Origin of the sequence: Halobacillus sp. K22 (genome assembly GCF_052246795.1) — a bacterium.
Lineage (GTDB): Bacteria > Bacillota > Bacilli > Bacillales > Halobacillaceae > Halobacillus.
In genome coordinates, this window is sequence record NZ_JBQQCN010000020.1 from 60,442 (window position 1) to 80,721 (window position 20,280).

At 44.9% G+C, this 20,280-nt stretch carries 14 protein-coding genes; 9 read left to right on the forward strand and 5 right to left on the reverse strand.

Annotated features, from left to right (window positions below; translation table 11 throughout):
• Positions 1-3: 3 nt before the first annotated feature.
• A complete protein-coding gene (locus ACTWPM_RS14475; RefSeq protein ID WP_443133738.1) occupies positions 4-594 on the forward strand; it encodes a hypothetical protein in 591 nt (196 codons plus the stop codon).
• 808 nt (positions 595-1,402) lie between these two features.
• Complete coding sequence (locus ACTWPM_RS14480; RefSeq protein ID WP_443133739.1) at positions 1,403-2,509, forward strand: glycosyltransferase family 4 protein; 1,107 nt, start codon at positions 1,403-1,405, stop codon at positions 2,507-2,509.
• A 48-nt stretch (positions 2,510-2,557) separates the two neighbouring features.
• Here the strand turns inward: ACTWPM_RS14480 and ACTWPM_RS14485 are convergent, their stop codons facing one another.
• Positions 2,558-3,400, reverse strand: coding sequence for a nucleotidyltransferase domain-containing protein (locus tag ACTWPM_RS14485; protein ID WP_443133740.1), 843 nt, complete (start codon positions 3,398-3,400; stop codon positions 2,558-2,560).
• Between the two features lie 204 nt (positions 3,401-3,604).
• Here ACTWPM_RS14485 and ACTWPM_RS14490 point away from each other — a divergent pair, with 204 nt between their 5' ends.
• The 7 genes from ACTWPM_RS14490 (at position 3,605) to ACTWPM_RS14520 (ending at position 14,665) form a co-directional block, all read left to right on the forward strand.
• The gene (locus ACTWPM_RS14490; protein ID WP_443133741.1) at positions 3,605-3,910 is read left to right on the forward strand and encodes a PadR family transcriptional regulator; all 306 of its coding nucleotides are present in this window, start codon (positions 3,605-3,607) and stop codon (positions 3,908-3,910) included.
• Positions 3,911-3,925: 15 nt separating this feature from the next.
• Complete coding sequence (gene chrA, locus ACTWPM_RS14495; RefSeq protein ID WP_443133742.1) at positions 3,926-5,125, forward strand: chromate efflux transporter; 1,200 nt, start codon at positions 3,926-3,928, stop codon at positions 5,123-5,125.
• An 846-nt stretch (positions 5,126-5,971) separates the two neighbouring features.
• Positions 5,972-9,049 carry a GNAT family N-acetyltransferase gene (locus ACTWPM_RS14500; protein WP_443133743.1) on the forward strand — a complete coding sequence of 1,026 codons (3,078 nt, stop codon included), beginning with the start codon at positions 5,972-5,974 and terminating at the stop codon, positions 9,047-9,049.
• A 10-nt stretch (positions 9,050-9,059) separates the two neighbouring features.
• Complete coding sequence (locus tag ACTWPM_RS14505) at positions 9,060-9,911, forward strand: amidohydrolase family protein (RefSeq protein ID WP_443133744.1); 852 nt, start codon at positions 9,060-9,062, stop codon at positions 9,909-9,911.
• A 757-nt stretch (positions 9,912-10,668) separates the two neighbouring features.
• Positions 10,669-10,854: a gamma-type small acid-soluble spore protein gene (locus ACTWPM_RS14510; protein WP_443133754.1), complete on the forward strand. Its 186-nt coding sequence runs from the start codon at positions 10,669-10,671 to the stop codon at positions 10,852-10,854.
• 148 nt (positions 10,855-11,002) lie between these two features.
• Positions 11,003-14,416: an SCO7613 C-terminal domain-containing membrane protein gene (locus ACTWPM_RS14515; RefSeq protein ID WP_443133745.1), complete on the forward strand. Its 3,414-nt coding sequence runs from the start codon at positions 11,003-11,005 to the stop codon at positions 14,414-14,416.
• A gap of 24 nt (positions 14,417-14,440) precedes the next feature.
• Positions 14,441-14,665 (forward strand): hypothetical protein, encoded by a 225-nt coding sequence (locus tag ACTWPM_RS14520; RefSeq protein ID WP_443133746.1) that lies wholly within the window; start codon positions 14,441-14,443, stop codon positions 14,663-14,665.
• 161 nt (positions 14,666-14,826) lie between these two features.
• On the opposite strand, the gene ACTWPM_RS14525 is transcribed toward ACTWPM_RS14520, so the two are convergent.
• From ACTWPM_RS14525 to murJ, 4 genes are all read right to left on the reverse strand, one after another.
• On the reverse strand, positions 14,827-15,702 hold the full coding sequence (locus tag ACTWPM_RS14525; protein ID WP_443133747.1) for a PIG-L deacetylase family protein: 876 nt from the start codon (positions 15,700-15,702) through the stop codon (positions 14,827-14,829).
• Positions 15,703-15,718: 16 nt separating this feature from the next.
• A complete protein-coding gene (locus tag ACTWPM_RS14530; RefSeq protein ID WP_443133748.1) occupies positions 15,719-16,741 on the reverse strand; it encodes a GNAT family N-acetyltransferase in 1,023 nt (340 codons plus the stop codon).
• Between the two features lie 123 nt (positions 16,742-16,864).
• A complete protein-coding gene (locus ACTWPM_RS14535) occupies positions 16,865-17,953 on the reverse strand; it encodes a glycosyltransferase (protein ID WP_443133749.1) in 1,089 nt (362 codons plus the stop codon).
• 25 nt (positions 17,954-17,978) lie between these two features.
• On the reverse strand, positions 17,979-19,502 hold the full coding sequence (gene murJ / locus ACTWPM_RS14540; protein ID WP_443133750.1) for a murein biosynthesis integral membrane protein MurJ: 1,524 nt from the start codon (positions 19,500-19,502) through the stop codon (positions 17,979-17,981).
• Positions 19,503-20,280: the final 778 nt, after the last annotated feature.

Consider the following 20,280-nt stretch of genomic DNA (forward strand, 5'->3'; position numbering starts at 1 on the left):
AGCTTGAGAGGGAAGGTCCTATTTACAAGAGAAGCGGCTAAGAGGAATATCGTTGTTAAAAAGCTCCCAGAGTTCAGGCATGAGACCTGCACCGCTCGTGATATCAGCATGATCATCCAACAATATTCCCAGCTGATCATAAAAGGGAACTGGCAGATAATTAATCAGCAGGGTATTATTTATGCGTTGGCTGCTGATTGCGGACGAAAAATGAATGCCATGGAAGCCGTGGCAGGAGATGGATCCCCTCTTTCTTATATTCAAGCGGCCTCCTGTTACCACCATCTATCTGACTACACTAGAAAAGGGAGCTGTCTCAGTGAGGCGACCATTTTAGATGATACATTGGTCAGGAACCTTGATTTGTTTAAAGAATGGAGCTTTGGACAAATGAACCGCAGTCTGAATCCCGTGTTTTTTTACGACTCTCTCTTACATCCGGTCGTCATTTTCTTTAGCCACCATAAAGAAGGAATCGAAACCATTCAGAAGAGTATTCACCGTTTTGATCGTGAAAGCTACGCCTTTAACTTCCAACAAAGGATCTGGGCCATTCATGACAGGCGGGACGAGCTTCCGAGTTATTATAACTGACAAAGCTCATTTCTTTATCAAAGGGAGTGGGCTTTTGTCATAATTTGACATAATAACTTCACGAATTGAATATTCATTCATATAATATTGTAATTTTTAAAAATATTTTACTGAAAAAACACTACCCAAGTGACGAATAATGCTATATGATAGGATGATAGATTGGAAGAATTCATACATTATTTGTTGAAAAATTGAAAATGATGTAACTTAATGAAAAATTACTTTATGACGTGGCGCCAACTAAAAGGCCACCCCCAGAAAAAGACGTTTTCCAACGAAGATTTACGTAAATAGAATAGTAAGGTATTAAACGATAGAAAAGGTGGGACGAATGGAAAATTTAAAAGAGGTGCTGCAGGACATCATCCAGCGCTCAGAAACTTCGGATGTCCTTTCTTCTAAGGACGTAATTGAACAATTAATCCAGCAGCTCCAGCGGTAAATAAAAATATATTGATATAAAAACCGTCCTTCAAGTATTATAAAGGACGGTTTTTTAATCGGCTCTATTTAAAATGATTTTTGCTCTTGTGTAAGGGCTTATTAAGCTGCCGGGCCCTTATACTGTAAGACTTATTTCGAATTAGTGTATGGAAAGAGAGGCTCTGGGGAATGACTCGCTTTTTGCGAGCATGCTCGGAGATTCATCATACTTACGGCTTCCCCGTGAAAAGGGATCCATTTCCCATCCCCTAATGAAGCACCTGGATAAATCTGAAGCCAAAGTCCGACAGATTATTTGCCAGCCTATGGTATAATGTGAACGATACACCCTTGAATTAACTAAACACAAGTGAGGATTTCTATGAATATATATATCAATATGATTATAGCCATCTGTTTATCCATGGCGGTAAGTTACCTGCTCGTATTTCCTGTCATGAAACTAGCCGTCAAGTGGAAGATGATGGACTACCCTGAACTCAGAAAGATCCATACAGAAATCACCCCGCGCATGGGTGGTCTGGCCATTTTTGGCGGTGTAGTAGCGGGTATGCTGTATATCAGACCGGAAACCCCGTATTTTCTGGCCATCAGTGTCGGGGCGACGATTATTGTCTTGACCGGTCTTCTGGATGACCGCTATCAAATCCGGCCAATTTTTAAACTGGCTGGACAAGTTTCCGCAGCCGGTGTACTAATTCTATCAGGGTTAAAAGTCGATATTCTAAGCGTCCCTTTCTTAGGAATGATCTCTCTAAGTGAACCGATCAGTATTCTATTCACTTTTTTCTGGATTATTGGAATTACTAATGCTATCAACCTGATTGATGGGCTGGATGGTCTTGCTACCGGGGTTTCAACTATCTCCCTGATTAGTATTGCTGTGATGGCTCTAGCAATCGAACCACAGATTACCATTGTTTATTTATGTATCGTTCTAATTGGAAGTAACCTGGGTTTTCTTATCCACAACTTTTACCCTGCCAAGATTTATATGGGAGATACCGGCTCTCTGTTTCTCGGTTACTCCATGGCTGTTATTTCAATGGTAGGACTCTTTAAAAATGTGACATTATTCAGCTTTGTCATTCCGATTATAGTCCTTGCGATTCCTGTATTTGATACGCTTTTCTCCATCATGAGACGTGTAATTAATAAACAGAAAATCATGATGCCGGACAATAAACATATTCACTATCAAATCCTTGCGGCCGGCTTCAGCCACCGCACGACTGTGTTAATTATTTATGGATTCAGTGCCTTGTTCGGACTACTTGCGCTTTTATTCTCACTCACATCCATCGGCGTTTCCCTGATTATTACCTTTGTCATTCTCTTCCTGCTGCATTTATTCGCGGAGATGACGGGGGTAGTTTACCGTGGAAAACGACCGGTGATCGATTTCTTCTCCAAAAATGACAAAAAAAATAAAGACAAAGATAAAGACAAAGAACAAGAAGAAGCATGAAGCAGAAAGCTCCGGTTCCAATTAGAGGAACCGGGGCTTCTTTTATTCTTACAGGGGCAGGTGCTCGAGTCTAGTCGGGTTATGGTAGTTCAACCATTCTTCAGCCTCATGAAGCATCCAGCTTCCAAAATTATTAAGGAAAGATTGCAGCTTTTCAGTATCGGTGGAGGGGGCAATGGCATACTCTAAGGCTTGTCTCATCCATGGTTCCTGACTCGGATAATACTTTGCGAATAGATGGTAAGCAGGATATAGATCACGTGTATAGGTACGCTCTTTCGTCATCACAAAAGCGAACCCGCATCGAATAATAATTTTCATGATCCATACACAGCAATCTTTGATATCTTCTTGGTCGTCATTGCCAGTTAAATCTTCTTGTGCCTGAGCTATCTGGGATTTCAAGGGAAAGACGTGCTCATTGGCTAATTTCTCGTCCGGCTTAAATTCAGGAAGCATCGGCTGTATATTCTCTCCGTAGAGACAAACACTGTAAGTCTTTATCATAAACGGAAGGATGCTGAAACGCCGGATAGGATATACCTCCTGAAGGGGGATCACTCCCATTTCAGCTCCGTTGATAAAAGAATATCTTACCTCAGTTTCCCTTGCGATCTGTTTCATTTGGTCGTGGACCTCTTTGTCTTCAGCATCCTGTGTGATCACAAGAAGATCAATATCTGAGATTCCTTCCATAGCCAGTCCTCTTGGTAGCGAGCCTCTCAAATATATGCTGTGAATATCCTTTGAAAAAGAGGATTGTAAAGATTCGACGATCTCTTCCAGGGCAGGGATATAGCTTGGGTTGATTTTATCCATACGAGCCTCATTTATCAGCATTCCTTGAAGATTTGTCCGGCTTGTAAAACCTATATTTCTAATCTCCGTCATTAGATTCTCCTTTGCATCCAGATTCTTTCTAACCGTGATGTAATGATCCAAGCTAATCCTAACACGGAATTATTATTTATAATTTATTAATTTTATGTAAATTTTCGCGGGGAATCGTTGTTCATCCAAACGGGTTTGTGTAAAATGTTGTCGAAAGTCAATATTGGTTTTCGATATTGAAATTCTTAATGAGGAGAGAAGTACGTGGATAATAAAGTAGTAAGGAAACTTTTTTTAGGCTTCATACAAATTCATATTCTGCATCATGCCAAGGAAGAAGCGATTTACGGGTCCTGGATGCTTGAAGAGCTTCAGGAGCATGGGTACGAAATTAGTGCCGGCACGTTATATCCCATCCTTCACAATATGGAGAACGACCAGCTTCTGAGCAGGGAAGATGTCAATGTGAATGGAAAGATCCGTAAGTATTACCGCATTACCGACAAGGGTGACGCCGTTCTGCAGGAAGCCCGGGCTAAAGCCTATGAACTCTTTAAAGAAATTAAATGATATGAGGTGAACAAATTGAGTCAAAAACAAAATAAAACTACTCTTCAAATTCTATTAGAAATCTTATTTACATCAACAAAACTAGGTTTGACCTCATTTGGCGGACCTGTAGCCCACCTGGCTTATTTTAAGGATGAATACATCGACAGGCGGAAATGGTTAAATGACAAGACCTATGCGGACCTCATCGCGTTATGTCAATTTCTGCCCGGACCGGCAAGCAGTCAAGTCGGTATATCCATTGGAATCTTGCGCGGAGGAATACTAGGGGGGATTACATCCTTTATTGGTTTCACTCTTCCTTCAGTTGTGGTTCTAGTCGTGTTTGCTATGCTTTACCAAAACTTTTCGCTGGCTGACGCAGGTTTTATTCATAGCCTGAAAGTGGTGGCAGCAGCTGTCGTCCTGCATGCTCTTATCGGGCTGGGTCAGAAACTGACTCCAGATAAAAGCAGAAAGGCTATTGCGATTACCGCTGCATTGATCATGCTCCTTTATCCTTCTGCTTGGATACAGATTGTCATCATCTTAGCTGCGGGACTGCTTGGACTTTCCTGGTTTAAAGATAAAGCCGAATCAAATATTGAACCCTTCGCTGTTAGTATTTCTAAAAAAACCGGTATTCTTTCATTAACCATACTCGGTATTTCTTTGGTTTCACTCCCGATCATTGCGAACGTGGTGAACAACTCTTTACTCAATATTTTTGATATCTTCTTCCGAGTAGGTTCCTTAGTTTTTGGTGGCGGCCATGTTGTGTTACCTATGATTGAAAGGGAACTGGTTCCGCAAGGTCTGCTGTCGCCTGATGAATTCTTAGCTGGTTATGGTATGGCCCAGGCCGTGCCAGGACCGTTATTTACTTTTTCAAGCTACCTCGGGACGATGATGGAAGGAATAGCGGGAGCGGCAGTTGCCACAATAGGGATCTTCCTGCCTTCGTTTCTTTTAATAATCGGAGCCTTGCCTTTCTTGAGTGAATTGCGCAAGCGTGCTTCTTTTCAGGGGATCCTTATGGGAGTGAATGCGAGCGTAGTTGGAATTCTACTGGCCGCGTTCTATGATCCTGTCGTTAAGAGTTCAATCTTTGATGGTGCTGATTTTGCATTAGGGACTATTCTATTTGCCTTACTTAATATTTGGAAGGTCCCAGCCTGGATGATCGTTATTCTAGGTGTCATTGGAGGATATCTCCTCAATCTATTAGGTTTTTAAAATGAAGACACTGTGAAATCCTAATGGAACTTCTTCAAGATAAGCTCCCGTTACTGGAAGACTCAGTTTCGAGTCTTTTGTGAGAAATAGGTCCTGCGGGGGACGATTTCGCTTTCCGTGGGCATGTGGTAAGCTTCCTCAGGCTTCGCCTTCCGGGATCTTACCGATCATGTTCATCCCACAGGAGTCTACATCGTCCCCCTCCGGACCTGGCCGAATCAGAAACTCGAAACCACTTAACCCCCTGTTTGCTTGGTGAGAAAAAAGCATGGGATGAGACGTGTATTTTCATGCTAGAACGATGTTGTAAAGCTTGTCATAGAAGTATTCAGGATCTATTTCGAAGGAGAGCATACTCTCTTTTGGAAGGGGCCTTTATCCTCCCGTGGCTGGGTTGGTGGGGAAATGGCGAGACTCCCATGGGAGAAGGAACTAGGTGAGATCCCGCAGGGAGTGAAACGAGCGAGGAAGCTCACCGTTCCCCCATAGGAAAGCGAGTTATTTCCCCACCAGCCCTTCTTCAAATATCGTAACGGACTCAATTTATCTCGAAACTGAGTCTTCAACAATCCGGCCCTTTAGTGGCACAAGTGGATTATGAAAAACCAACTAAGGCATACCCTCATCAATTATGGTGAGGGTATTTGTATTTCCTGAATATTAAAAAGCTGTTCAGAATATTCTTTACTTCACATAGCGATGACCTTAAACTATGTATGAATATGAATAAATTTTCCAGTACATAAGCAGAGAGGAGGCGTTAACGATGATCAATATTGTCAGGGAAGTTCCAAATGCAGGTAAGGTGAAGTCGGCTGGCTGAATACGGATCATGGAGGTCATAGGATGAAAACGTTAGAAAAAGTAAAGATAGTCGATTATCACGATGGTTACGCACAAGCCGTGGCGAAGATGTGGAATGAAAGCAGCGAAAACTGGGGCGGTGATGAGTCCGTATCGACGGCACAGGATATTATCGATACGGAAGCGAAGTCGACCAACCTGCACTTATTCTTAGCAGTCATAGGTGAAGAAGTCGTGGGTTATTGTGGGCTTTCCGAATATCGGGAAGATGAAGGTGCTCTATATATTCCACTGCTGAATGTCCATCCCGCCTACCAGGGTTTGAAAATTGGGAAACGCCTCCTTCTCACAGCTTTAGATAAAACCGTCGAGCTAGGCTGGCCGAGGCTTGACTTGTTTACTTGGCCAGGCAACACGAAGGCTGTTCCTCTTTATAAAAAATGCGGGTTCTTTTGGGAAGAACGGGACGATGCGACCCACTTAATGAACTTCATGCCTACGGTTCTGCAGATCGATTGGCTGCGACCGTTTTTTGAAAAACATGACTGGTATTCAACGAGTGAGCGGGTCATTGAAATTAAACCGGATGGTTTCAAGGCACAGGAGCATACGGTCTATGAATACAAATGGGAAGCGGAAGACGAGTTTGTTCAGATTCAATTTGAACGAACGGGGAGAAGCATAAGAAGAATTGAAACGCAGGATTTGATGGTGGAAATGAATCTGCCTCACTTTAAATTGCTGGAAAATGAACAGCATCTCGCAAGTTATCGGATCGTCAATAAAACGGATACCCCATTCGAAGTCTCGCTTTCCGGCAGGTCCTCAGACGTCGTAAATCACGATGTAAATGAAGCCTTTGAAGTGTTGGATACGTGGAGCGGAGAGTTTCCGCTTAAGCTCAACATGCCAGAAGTGGAGCCGAACCCTTGGAAAACTCATCCGGTGGTGGGAATGGATCTTATCATCAATCAATCGGTTCTCCCTCTTCAAATGGGTGCTTTCCCCATTCAAGCAGGCAAACTGCACCTGCGTTCGGTGAAAAAGGATTGGAGAGTCCAACACAATGGCACGCTGCACCTTGATCTGGAGAGCGAGCTCGATACAGCTTCCACTTGGACATTGAAACTTCCCGTCAATAAGGTCATTCAGTGGGAAGAACCTCAAGTCCAGGCGCAGGTCGATGCAAAAGGCCGTCTGTCTATTCCACTCTCCTGCCAGCTGATGAAGCATGGCTTCTTAGATGAAGAAATTGAAGTTAAGGTGCAGCGTGCGAACGGGGAGACTTCTTCTTTCCACACCCGGCTCACCCTTGCGTTCCCGGGTTACGGAGCCAAATTCGGTGGTCAGACCGAAGAGTATTGGTACGGCTATAATGGTCCTCACTATGTAAAGATTGAGAAAAGAAATAATGCCGTGAAGATTGGTTCCTTAAGGGCGAAGGAAGATCCGCTCACGATGATGACTCCGAAACTTGGGAAGCCTTTTAGCGATGAATTTTCTAAAACAGCTGCAACCTCGATTGAACATATTGAACTCCAGGAAGCATTTGTCTTGAAAACAAGCCTGATGTCGCACGTTTTTCCTTCGGTTATTCTAAATACCTACTATAAGATTTATGGAGATGGAATGGTCGAGATCACGCATGAATTGATCAACCATGGACGTGAGGAAAAGAACGATCTCGCTTTTCTCCAGCCGGTTATTATCCCGTTAAAAGGGATGGCGCTGCCGATGAAAAATGGGGTGCTGATGGGGAATGAAGCGGATATTCCGTTTATCGGCACCATTTATAGCGGGGAGATATCCGAAAGATGGCTTTTTACCTCTTCAGCTTCAGGAGATACGGCAGGGCTGGCATGGCCGGAAGACGCTGTCGGCAAGCGTGATGACTGGCGTTTTGGTGTCATGTATTCCATAGGAACCCTCGAACCAGGAGAGCTTCGATCACTTGGACCGATCCAAGTTGGAATAAACACCGTACCAAACTGGCGGCAATGGCGCGATTTAGCAGCGGGAGACGAAACGAAGACGCTGGAGGAACTTCCTCTTTATAATCTGGAAGTAGAAAGCGACGGCTTCATTTCAAGAAAAGGGGAAAAGGTCGGTGTCGCTTTTCGTTCGCAGCTTTCTTCCTACCTGCAGGGCCATTTAACTGTTCATAGCGGAGAGGACACCTTTACAAAAGAAGTTCGAAAAGAAGAGGCAGTCACGAAAGTAACCCACCCGTTGGTTTATCATACTACGGGATTAAAAACACTGACGGGACATTTCCGAAGTCCTGGCCGGAAAGCTGATATCCATGCCCTTCACATTGTAAAAGGGACAGCACCTGTGGAAGTTTTTAACGACGAGGACAACTGGACAGTAGATAATGGAGTAGTTTCTTTCCAAGCCTCAGCCTCCTATTACCCAGGTGTCTATTCGCTCAAGTATCAGGGAAGAGAAGCACTGCACCACGGCTATCCAGAAGCGGGCCCGAAAGCATGGTGGAACCCCTGGGGAGGCGGTATCCGTTATGCCATGCACAACGTTAGCCCGTATTCAATGCTGAAGGAAAAGACATCGATCGATGCGGTAACGAAACAAGATCAGTGTGGCCATGAGTGGACGGGACTCTGTCTGAAGACGACATTCACACAGCATGAGGAGATGAATGGTGTCGTCCTGTATCAGTACGCTTTGACGCTGCCAGAAACTCCAATCACGGCTTTTTACGGAGAAATCCACCAGGGATCGAACCGTACCTTTGTAGGTGAAAAACTTAGTTTAGAAGCTTTTTTCAAACCAGCGGAAGATTTGAAGACCTGCTATGCCGCCCAGCCTAACAAAGGCTGGTTCCATACGTATTACGCCGGTGTAGAAGAATTTGAATTAAACGATTCGCCGTTTGTTCAAATCGGCTCCGATGATTGGAGGGAAAAGGCGACACTGATTCACCCGGCTGCCAGGCAGACCGCAGGCATTTATATGAACCAGGAAGTTTTCTTAGGGGAATCGGTTCAAGAGTGGGCGGCAAGATCCGGAGAAGTAACACAAGTGGAGCCGACCATCCTCTTTTTCGGAGAAGAAACGTACGACAAACTAAACCATCCGTTTCATGGAATGACGTTTAAATAGGAGTTTTTTTATGAAGATCATTGATGCACACATTCACTTTTCAAATATCGAAACGTTCCATCATACCGCAAACGAACTGTCTCACGTCAATTATTCAGGTAAAGGTCTGCAAAAGGAAATGGAGGATGGAGACGTTGAGTTTGCGATTGGAATGGGCGTGACGGAGACGCCGGAAATGGGTTTTCCAGACAATAATGCTTCCACTCCCATGGGGCTTGATTTAGAAAAGAAGCTTCCAGAAAGAGTGGCTGTCTGCCCGGGGGTCAACCCTTATCAATTGGGTAAGGCTGGACTGGATGCTCTCGAAAATGGGATTAAGAAGCAGCAGGTCGCAGGAGTGAAAATATACTTGGGCTACTATCCGTGCTATGCGTATGATGCAGTTTATCAGCCAGTCTATGACTTAGCTGCGGCTTATGACGTACCGGTTGTGTTTCATACGGGAGATACGTATTCGGAACGCGGGTTATTAAAGTATGCCCATCCGCTCACGCTTGATGAGGTGGCGGTTTTACGGCGCGACGTGAACTTTATCATGGCGCACCTAGGCGATCCCTGGGTTCTGACCGGAGCGGAATTGGTTTATAAAAATCCGAATTTATTTGCGGATTTGTCTGGCTGGGTCGTTGGTACAAACGAAACCCTCGCCGGAAAATTGAAAGATAACTACTTTGATCACGTTCGCCATGCCTTAACATTTTGTGGGCATTATGAAAAATTACTATTCGGAACGGATTGGCCGTTAGTTCCGATCAAAGGGTATGCGGAATTTATCGGTGACTTTATACCTTCCAGGCACGTAGAAAATGTATTCTACAACAATGCGCTGCGAGTCTTTCCAAAGCTCAAGCACTTAAGGTGAAAAAGTTCTCTCCACGACATAATTCGTGGAGAGATTTTTTATAGGAGCTGTTAGCAAACGTTGTTGATTTTCATAATAAGCTTATTAAACAATAGGGCCGTTTACTGTAAGACTCGAATTCGAGATATTGAGTTAGAGCGAAGGTCCTGCGGGGGACGATTCGCTTTCCGTGGGCATGTGGTAAGCTTCCTCAGGCTCCGCCTTCCGGGATCTTACCTATCATGTTCATCCCACAGGAGTCTTCATCGTCCCCCTCCGGACCTTGCGATAATTGTGTGTCTCGAACTTCTTTGGAGTAGAGCAATATTACGAGAAAGAGATAACATTCTGAACACATTGGTTTTGTTACGTTACCACGTGAATGACCCTGCTATAGAAGCATTTGAGGCAGATTTACCATGTCTTATTTTTCCTATAGAAGGGTCCGTTCGCCAGATATCGCTGGGTGGGTTGGGAAATGACGAGACTCCCGTGGGAGAAGGAGCTAGGCGAGACCCCACAGGGAGTGATAACGACTGAGGAGGCTTGCCAGTTCCCCCACAGGAAAGCGAGTTATTTCCCAACCCACCCCTAGCCTTCTTTCCATAACGGACCCAATATATCTCGAAACTGAGTCTTCCACAAACGGGAGCTTTTCTGGAAAAGATCAACTCAGTTATATGACCAGCGTACTGCTTTCCAAGGTCTGTAACCCATGAATAAAAACAGGGGAGTTGAGAACGTTAATGATCAGGAGGTGTTCCTTATGGCAAAGCCTATGGATCCTGATCACAAGCAGAAAAACGTCTCCAGTTCAGGGACGGATATTGATGAAGTTAAACGTCAGAACGCGAACTCTGGTCTTTCCTATAACCAGGCGAAAGCGTTACTCGCGAAGCAGACCGCTGAACGTGAAAAGGCTCAAAACGATTTTGTTCATGAAGTCGGAAAAGAGAATTTATAATGGATAATGCCAGAATCTACAATAAGGTTCTGGTACTTTTTTTATGGGTCAAGCCTTATTAGAATTTTCCAAAAAAAGGTTGCAAACGTGAATGGGCAAGTTTACCCTTACAAGTAGGTACATATTCGTGAAGGATGGAGGGAGAATTTTGGCCCATTTACCAGAAAACGAGAAGCGGAAAGTGTTCAAGGATCAGCTTGAGCACTTACGTAACAATGGATACTTAACCGATGAAGCTTACCTTAAGGTATTAGAAGCCGATCGTACATACATACAAGACAAGAAGCGGGAAGAAGAACATAAGGAGCTTCACACAGCAGCAGAGCCAGCAGAGGCGCGCGATTCGGTCCCAGAACAGAAGCCGGTGAAACCGAAGAAAGTGAAAAAAACAAAATCCAAAGAAGAAATTCGTGAACGTAACATTACGTGGTCACTTATTCTTGGTGTTTCACTGCTTTTGATCACAGGTCTGATTGTTGCCACAAGTCAGTGGGAACAGATGGGGCCAGGGATGAAAGTTTTTTCGATCTTCTTTGTCTCTTTGTTTTTTCACGGATTGAGTTATGCTACAGGGAAGTTTCTGAAAATCGAAAAGACGGCCTTTGCTTTTTTAACATTAGGAAGTCTGCTGATACCGATTGCTATTGTAGCGATTGGATTCTTTGGATTGTTCGGTGATTATCTATCCCTGTACGGGGAAGGCAGGTATCTCTTGGGGCTGCTTGGTACGCTGCTTCCACTGCCGCTATACATCAGGCATGCAGTGGTACATAAGTCACGCTTATATGTATGGATCTCCTTTGTATTTTTATCGCTATCGATCGGATTCAGCCTTGGCGCTCTTCCTCTATCGATGGACGCGTTCTATATGTGTTTAATGCTTTTCAATGCGATCCTGCTTGGAGGGTATGTTTGGTTCAAGAATTCGGATAGATGGTCGTTATTTATAAAAGAATTGCCGCTCTACGCTCAGCTGAACCTGGTTCTTTCAACGTTGCTGATGTTGTTTTTCTTCGAGAGTGAAGTCTTTTACAGCTTTAATCTGCTGCTGACAGCTAGCATCTATATGGCGATGGTTTTCATCTATCAGACTAAAGAGTATCAATTCGTCTTTTCCGTGATGGTGGTGTATGCCATCTATCAACTGGTGGAGAATTCCCCTCTGCAGTCGGTCGACATTACTGTATATGCAGTGGTTGGACTCGTGTATTTAGGGTTTGCTTATGCATTTAGAAATCATCATTTTGTAGAAAAAGTGTTTCGTTATACGAGCGGAATCGTGTCCTTTTGTGCTTTTGTTTATATTAGCTACGAAAGTATCTTGTTGAGAGGCGAAGAGGGTTCATGGCTCTTGCTTATCGCTTATGCCATCATCACCGTCAATTACCTTTTACTCTCGAATTTGAACAGCTACGTGGTTTTCCATTACATGACCCCTGTGTTTTTCTTTATCACGCTTTGGCAGCTGTGGGAAATCACGCAAGTTGGACCGCTATTTCTGTTCCTGTTTATTGGGGCAGTTGTGTCTCTTCTCTACATTGGGTTATGGACGAACCTCCGCTGGCTGCAAGTGATCGCACCTAGCACGGTTTATACATCGATATCCGTCATGGCGGGCTGTATTGGGTACAGCTTGTATGATGAACGGTTGGCCTATAGCTCCTTCATGTTCCTCGCCATAAGTGTTCTTGCTTACCCTTTAAAAAGAAAATACAGCCATATGGACATGGGAGAAACGGCGATATGGGTGCACCCGGTAGCATTGTTTATTTCAGCTGCTATTTTATATGAACCACTTATTGGCTGGTTTCCTGCTTATAAAGAAGGTTTAGCTTTTCCGTTTCATTTGGCTTTGACGGGAATCTTGCTTACCATCGTCCATCTCGTATGGAATAAATTCCGTGATAAACAGTTGTCTGCGGCCAGTTTTTATACAGGACAAGGTTCTTATATCCTGGCTATGATTATCCTGGCAGGCAATCCCTGGGTGGATCCTGTCCTGATCCGTCCTTTCATTCTGTTCATCGGCATAGGTATGATGATGTGGCTTGTGCTGTATGCTCAAAGAGCATTTCTTTGGCTGTTTGTTTCTGTTACGATGTTAGCTTTTTACATCTCTTTACTTGATCCATTGTCGTTCGATTCGTTTGCTTCGTTTTTCACCTATATGATTGTAGCGCCGGTTCTGCTCGTCTTTCTTGGAGATGTGAGACTCGGAAAATGGGGAGAAAGACAGCCTTATTTTTACTGGCTGGCTCATGCCGTACAGCCGCTCTTGATCGGTCTTTTCCTGATCAATTCACTCGGCGGGGAAGCTATGTATCCATGGGTGCTGGTTATTCCTCTTAGTCTGTATGTCTACAGTTCGTTAACAGCCGCACGCGAATGGGCGATCAAGCTAATGCTTTACGCAGCTTTGACGACGCTGTTTTTTGCTGTATGGACGGTCCCTGGCTACTTTGGCTGGTGGGAAGCTGTTCCGGAGACATACGCCTGGCTTGTGACCAGTATAGGAATTGCAGGGATATGGATGGGTGTACCTGACACGTGGAAGAAAAGGATCGAATGGTATCTCATTCCATTTTCCATTTTCGGATTGTCACTGTTTATCAATAGACTGGAACCCTGGGCTCCTTATGAATGGCTGTTTGCAGTAGGGTACGTTATTCTGATCCTTTTCTTTATGCATCGCAGAAAATGGTCGCTTGCCCGATTTGTTCCTTTATTATTTAGTCTGGCGCTATGGCATGAGGTGACCGTCGATTGGGAACGATTGACGCTTGTTATATTAATGGTCGTTTGTATCGGGATCCTGCTTGCCGCTGGCCGTTATTTCCATTCCGTAATGATCGGGCCTAAATTAGAAGCCGATGCCTACTCCTGGACAGCGCTCCTGTACATTGGCTATCTGAACTTAGCGACTATGGTGGATGAGAATGTTTGGATCCGGGTAGTCCCCGTGGTTTTATTGAGTATCTGGTTCCTGTTTAATGCAAAAAAATGGGAAGAGCCGCTGCTAAGCAAATCGTTCATTACCTTAGGAGCCGCATGTCTATATGCCGGGTATATTATCGTATTGCTGGATTATCACGCTCTGATCCCTGACTTAATCGAAGCTGAACTGCAAGCCCTGCCCATCCTTTTGGTGCTATTCTTCTTGCGGAGAAATACATGGCGGGAATACGCCGGGGTTCTGAATCATATACAACTGGGAATTCTCCTGTTGATCGCTGCATATTTAGTCGTCGATGGTATCCAGAGTCATACGATTTGGGATGCATGGATCCTTGGCGGGTTGTCGCTCATTTCGATGATTGCCGGTATGCAGTGGCGAGTTAAGTCTTACTTTTTCGTCGGCATGGGTGTGCTGATCTTCAATGTGCTTTACCAAACCAGGCCCTACTGGGGCAACCTTCCGTGGTGGGTGTACCTGCTGCTTGCTGGATTAATCCTTATCGGAATAGCGAGCTACAATGAATGGCAGAAGCAACAATCCGATGACCACAAACCTGTAGACAGAAAGATAAAGCGAATTTGGACAGCATTGAAAAAGTGGAATTAACTTTTTCTAGCAGGGGGGTGACGTATGAGAAAATTACTGGTTGAAGGATCAGCCATAGTTTCAGTTTTAATCTTTTACGCCGCTGGCAGTCTATTTGATCTAAGCTGGCTGCAATTTCACTATAGTAATGACTACTCATCAGAGAATGGAAGAAGCGTTGAGTTCGGTGGTTCCTTCCTGCCGCTCATTCTCGGGGTGATGGTCTACCTTATCGTTAGAAAAATGATGTCGAAGAAAAGCAGCACATAGACAGAAAATGATTCTAATAGAGTAAGTATCTTTGCGAAACGGGATATTCGACAAAAAAGAAACGTCCAGGTTTACCTGCCTGGACGTTTCCTATCTTAGGAGCAACTATTACTTTCCCTGATTGATTATTAAAAGGAGTTAGTAAGGATCAGCCGTCTGGACTATTTACGACTTTCTTCATACACCTTCCGCTTAAAAGTTAAATTTTTGTACATCGCATAAAGTAAGGTTACTTCTTTGTTCACCTGTTTGAAATGCTCACTGTACGTATATTTACCCTGAATCCGGTCGAAGCGGCTGCGGAGCTCAGCCGGTGTTAATTCAAGGAAAGTTTCGACGGCTTGTACTGAACCCGCCACCAGATAACGCTTCAACTTCTCCAGTCTCTGAAAGCCGTCAAAATCGATCGCCTGGGATTGGAACACATCAATCGCTTCTTTCTTCCGACTGATATACGAGGAGATGTCCACGATGCAGTTCACTTCTTCCTTAGGCAGCAATGTATTAATTTCATAAAGACGGATCGTAATATCTTCTCGGCCCATGTCCTCAAGGGTGTCACGGACAAGCTGGGCGGTTGCGATATGGTCCGCGTGACAATCGACGAATACGGGGGCGTAGATCACTTCAGGCTGGACCGTTTCAATCTTCTTCCTGATCCAAGTTCTTGTCCGAGGGTCACTGGTTAACTGTCCATCTTTTTCATCGAAGAAGTCAATGGAAGTCAGGTTGAGCAGTTCTTTTACTTTACGGGCTTCTTTTTTCCGGGCCGCTACTAATTCATCGGCTGCACCTTTACTTTGGCTGCCAGATCCATCTGTTAAAAAAGCTACATGCGTTTCTGCTCCTTCTGCTGCATGTTTCATTAACGTTCCGCCAGCACCGATGGTTTCATCATCCACATGCGGAGCAAACAGGAGCACGCGCTGTTCGGTGACGTCTTTCAAGGGTCTTTCGGCTTTATAGTAGCGGCTGATGATCATATGATTCGCGGGTGATAGGACTGGCAGCGCTAGTTTGAGTAGTTGTCGCTTCATAAATTAGATCTCCTTTTTAATACGAATCTACATCGCCCGGGGTAATGTACCACTTGTTCGATTGATTTAAAAAGCGGAGGGATCCATTAATCTCTTTACCTACTAAGGGCATCGGGCTGTCTTTATGAGTAAATCCATTGTTCTTCAGATGAGCGGCAAGAGGGGTATGAGTGAGCGCCCACGTTTGAATCACGTCGGTCTGTTTGAGCACCTCAAAACTCTTCTGCAGCAGGGCTTCCCAAATCTCCTCGTCATTTGCGAGCATATCGACAATTAAACCATTCTTAAATCCGCTGCTCGTGGTGATTTTTGTTACGACATATCCCTGGAGGATTTCCTGGTGATACACCGCATGAATTTCATACTCGGTTTCGGGATGGGACAGGTATCGCCAATTCAAATATGCGGCATCTCTCACTATGAGAGCAGGGGCTAGGTGGCGTGTCTCCTGAGCCAGATCGTCAAATTCCGGACCGCACTCCGTGATGTTTTTCCAATGAAGCGAAGAGGAGGTGGGCTTGTACGGATTTTTCCACTTCGCATAAGCGAGATCGAGCGGCCTGAAAAGTTTCAGCAGCGCGAATTTAGACGCGAGCACGGATACAGGCCTTTGAATGTACATCCAGCGCGGCATGTCTGTCATATGGACAGCCCCAGTGTAACGGATGAATAACTCTTTCGCCTTTGGGGCAGGAAAACCGTACAAATAATCGATCCCCGCATCGCTCGCTTCGGTTAAAAGTGCTTCGTTCAATTGTTTGTAGATGCCTTTGCCGCGTGCATCCGGGTCCACCATCGTATCGACGCGCAGGCCGATGGTTGATTTTTCTCCGGACAGATAAGCTTCGGTGACCCACAAACTGATATGACCCTGAATCGTCCCGTTCTCTTCCCAGACAAGAATAAATGGGGAGTCAGATTTAGGGTTTTGTTTAAATTTCCAATCCCATAACTCATACGATCGTTCCTGATTGAATGTTTTTTGGAAAAGGGATTGAACCTGATTTAAATCTTTAGGATGGTATTGCCTTACGTTCATTTGAATATTTCCTTTCTGCACTATGGAGTTCCTATACAAATTATATCAAATAAGAAGGAGATTCGTATCTTCCTAACAGAAAGCTCAAATCCTCATATAGATGATTTGAGCTGTCTAAGGTTCTTATTGGTTATAAATATCGATGATGCGCTTGATTAGGGTTTTTTCGTTATTCTCTTCGGCAATGCGTTCGCCTTTTTGAATCATGGCTGCTCGTCTCTCAGGATCAGCAATGACCTGATCGATCCCTTCACGCAGGGAAGTGGCATTTTCAGGTTGAACAAGCACGCCTGCTTCGTCACTCAAGAGGTAAGATAAACCGCCCACATCTGAGGCGACCACAGGTGTATGGCAGGACATGGCTTCTAACGCGACCAGTCCAAACCCTTCGATATAAGAGGGCAGCACAAACACGTCTGCAGCAGCCATCCATTTTGCCAGTACTTCTTGGTCTTTGGTGCCGTGAAAATGAACAACCTCTTTGTTCTCCGGCTGGACGCTTTCTTTCAGCTCGGATAAATAACCCGCATCCTTCATACTTCCTATAATATGAAGCTCCAGATTCCGCCGCTCTTCGTTGAGGGATTGGAAGGCTTTCAGGAGCTCGGTCAGCCCTTTAGCTTTAATTAAATTCCCAACAAACAGGAGGTGGAAATGATCCGGACTGAGGTTTAACTCCTGTTTCATCAGCTCCGCACCTCTAGGGGCAAAAAGCTTCCGGTCGACCCCCATGTTAATGAGGGAGACTCTTTCAGGAGACACACCAAAGTGGCCGACAACCTCCTGCTTTAAAGCTTCTCCTACGACAATCACATGATCGGCCTGCTTTAGAATGTACTTGGTCAACGACGCAATCCATTTATTCTTCTTAGCCATCTGATCAAGGTCGCCGCCGTGGGACGTTACGATCAGCTTGCTTTTGAACAGCTTTTTAAAAAGCAAGGCCGGCAAGCCGCTCGGGAAAATATAATGGGCATGCACGACATCGTACTTACGGCCGTTGGTAATCAGCTTGGCTAAAATTCGGAGGAGCCACGTTCCATATTTAATAATCAAATTCCTTTTGCCGCTGCGGTTATCCTTATTTACGGCTGTATCCATTTTCAGACCTTGCTCACGCAGAGCTTCAACCTGATTTTTCACAAATATTCCGTAGGTGGGATTGACCTTGCTAGGATACATATTGCTGATGACGAGTACGCGTTTCTTCATAAGAAACTCCTTTCTCCATGATCGGTCAGGCTTCTGATTTCTTTCCTCGTTTCCGGATATTATTGAGTAAGAATAAGAAAGCATTTATTTTCATAACAAAGCTTGATCCTGCGAAAACGACAGCGCCGACAATCGCAACGATGATGATCTGTACGAGATTCGGAAGGCCTCCGATCAGCTGCTGGATTCCAATGACTGCTCCACTCATGATGATAACGGCGAAGGTGATTTTGCCATAATCAACGGCGAGGTATTTAAAATCGATACCCCCGACCAATCTCACAAAAATGAACAGACAGGCACCGGTATAAAACAGAGCCATTAAAGAAGCGGCGAGCGGGATGCCTAAGTAGCCAAGCCATGAAGCGAATAAAAAGTTGAATAAAACGTTAATCAGGATCGATCCGATACTGATAAATAAAATAAGGTGACCTTTATTCATCGTGTAGAATCCTTTGTTAATTACGTTATTCAAGCTGAAAAATATGACAGAACCGAAGTACAGGTAGGCGACGTTTGTAGTGGCCTGTGTTGCTTCATTATTAAAGGCTCCGCGTTCATAGAGGAGCTCAATAAGATTCGGCATCAGGAGCATCATCCCAATCACGGAAGGAAGCAGGACGAGATACATCGTAGTGAGTCCTTTTTCGATCCCTTTCTTAAACTGGGGAGTGTCATCCTTCGTGATAGCTTTTGACAGCATTGGAAAGATAATCGTCGCAATGGTTACTCCGAAAATGGCCTGAGGCATGTGCACGAGATTTTTGGCGTAGTTGATGTACGTGACCGCCCCTTCCCCCTGGCCTGAGGCAAAGATCGCACCAACCATCAAGTTGACCTGGCCGACTGCAACGGTGAGACCTACAGGAAGGAAGATCCAGTAGAATTGCTTCACTTCCGGCCATTCAATTTTCTGTTTTACGTCCATTACCTTTCGAGGCACGACAAGGAAAAGCTTGAAAACGAGCGACAAAATCGTTCCTGCCAGGTAACCAAGCGCAAGGGAGTAGGCTCCGATTTGGTTGGCAAATAAAAAGGCAGCCAGGATGGAGCTTAAAATAACGATAATCTGAGACACGATCGATAAGGAGAATTTGTTCTCCGCATCGAAAAAGGCTTCAAGCACCGAGTTCATTCCTACAAAGGCAATACAGGAGAAAAAGATAATCGTCACCCATGTGGCAATCTGTGTCGCCTCGGGGCTGAATTCCGGATACAGAAGCGGAATCAGGAACGGAGCGAGCGCCATGCCGAGAATGGACAGAAGGAATGCGAGCACAAGCGTTCCTTTAAAGACTTGTCCCAAGTAGGTTTTGCCGCGGTTCTTCTCAAGCGATTGAATATAAGTGGGGACAAGGGCATTCTTCATGCCATTTGTCATAAATAAGATCAGCATATTTGGAATAATGAATGCGGCAAGATACGCATCGGCTACATAGCTGTCCCCGAAATAATAAGCGATGACCATGTCCCGGATAAGCCCGGAGACCTTGAGGAGAAGCGTAGCTCCGATGAAAAGTATACTTGCCAGTCCTAGTTTAGATTTCAATTGATATACCTCTTTCGACTAGACTTTGAATCTACTATGTTCGACGATTTCAACTATAAATCATATCTTTTTATTTTACCATAATTCTTTCAGACTTCACGAGCGGCAGCAGAGCCAGAAACCCGTTATTCCAAGTTAGACGTGATCTTAAGGGGTTAAGCTCCCTTTTCTGTAACACTTGATTTCGAGATATTTGAAGTGAGGGAAGGTCCTGCGGGGGACGATTTCGCTTTCCGGCCCTGCACGACGCAGGGTCGTTCGACGTTGCCACACGACGTGGCGTTCTTAGTCGAACCTCCCCTTCTGAGGTGAGCTTCCTCGGGCTTAACAGCCCTGCGGGATCTTACCGACCGTGTTCATCCCGCAGGAGTCTGCATCGTCCCCCTTCGGACCTTGCGATATATATAGCTCGAAATCATGTTTGAAAAACGCTGGTTTATGGTGGAGGGACATTTTTAACAACGAGCTTATCCAGTTGGATGAATCCCGTTGTATAGGCATTGGAGGCGGATCAAGCTCCCCTTTTCGCCTATAGAAGGGTCCGTTCACTCTTCAATCATAGGGTTGCGAAGGAAACAAGGAGACTCCCGCGGGAGAAGGAGCTAGGCGAGACCCCACAGGGAGTGAAACGAACGAGGAGGCTTATGGTAAAAGGAGGATCGACTAAGATCGCCACGTCCTGTGGCAACGTCGATCGACCCCACTTCGTGTAGGGCCGCAGGAAAGCGAGTTGTTTCTGTAGCCACCCTTATCTATTTTTGGCAACGGACCCAAGATA

Excerpts from the sequence above, each read along its gene's own strand:
- ACTWPM_RS14530 (WP_443133748.1), bottom strand. The coding sequence starts at position 16,741 with ATGAACGTAAGGCAATACCATCCTAAAGATTTAAATCAGGTTCAATCC.
- ACTWPM_RS14500 (WP_443133743.1), top strand. The coding sequence starts at position 5,972 with ATGAAAACGTTAGAAAAAGTAAAGATAGTCGATTATCACGATGGTTAC.
- ACTWPM_RS14505 (WP_443133744.1), top strand. The coding sequence starts at position 9,060 with ATGAAGATCATTGATGCACACATTCACTTTTCAAATATCGAAACGTTC.
- ACTWPM_RS14520 (WP_443133746.1), top strand. The coding sequence starts at position 14,441 with ATGAGAAAATTACTGGTTGAAGGATCAGCCATAGTTTCAGTTTTAATC.
- ACTWPM_RS14510 (WP_443133754.1), top strand. The coding sequence starts at position 10,669 with ATGGATCCTGATCACAAGCAGAAAAACGTCTCCAGTTCAGGGACGGAT.
- ACTWPM_RS14525 (WP_443133747.1), bottom strand. The coding sequence starts at position 15,702 with ATGAAGCGACAACTACTCAAACTAGCGCTGCCAGTCCTATCACCCGCG.
- ACTWPM_RS14485 (WP_443133740.1), bottom strand. The coding sequence starts at position 3,400 with ATGACGGAGATTAGAAATATAGGTTTTACAAGCCGGACAAATCTTCAA.
- ACTWPM_RS14480 (WP_443133739.1), top strand. The coding sequence starts at position 1,403 with ATGAATATATATATCAATATGATTATAGCCATCTGTTTATCCATGGCG.
- ACTWPM_RS14535 (WP_443133749.1), bottom strand. The coding sequence starts at position 17,953 with ATGAAGAAACGCGTACTCGTCATCAGCAATATGTATCCTAGCAAGGTC.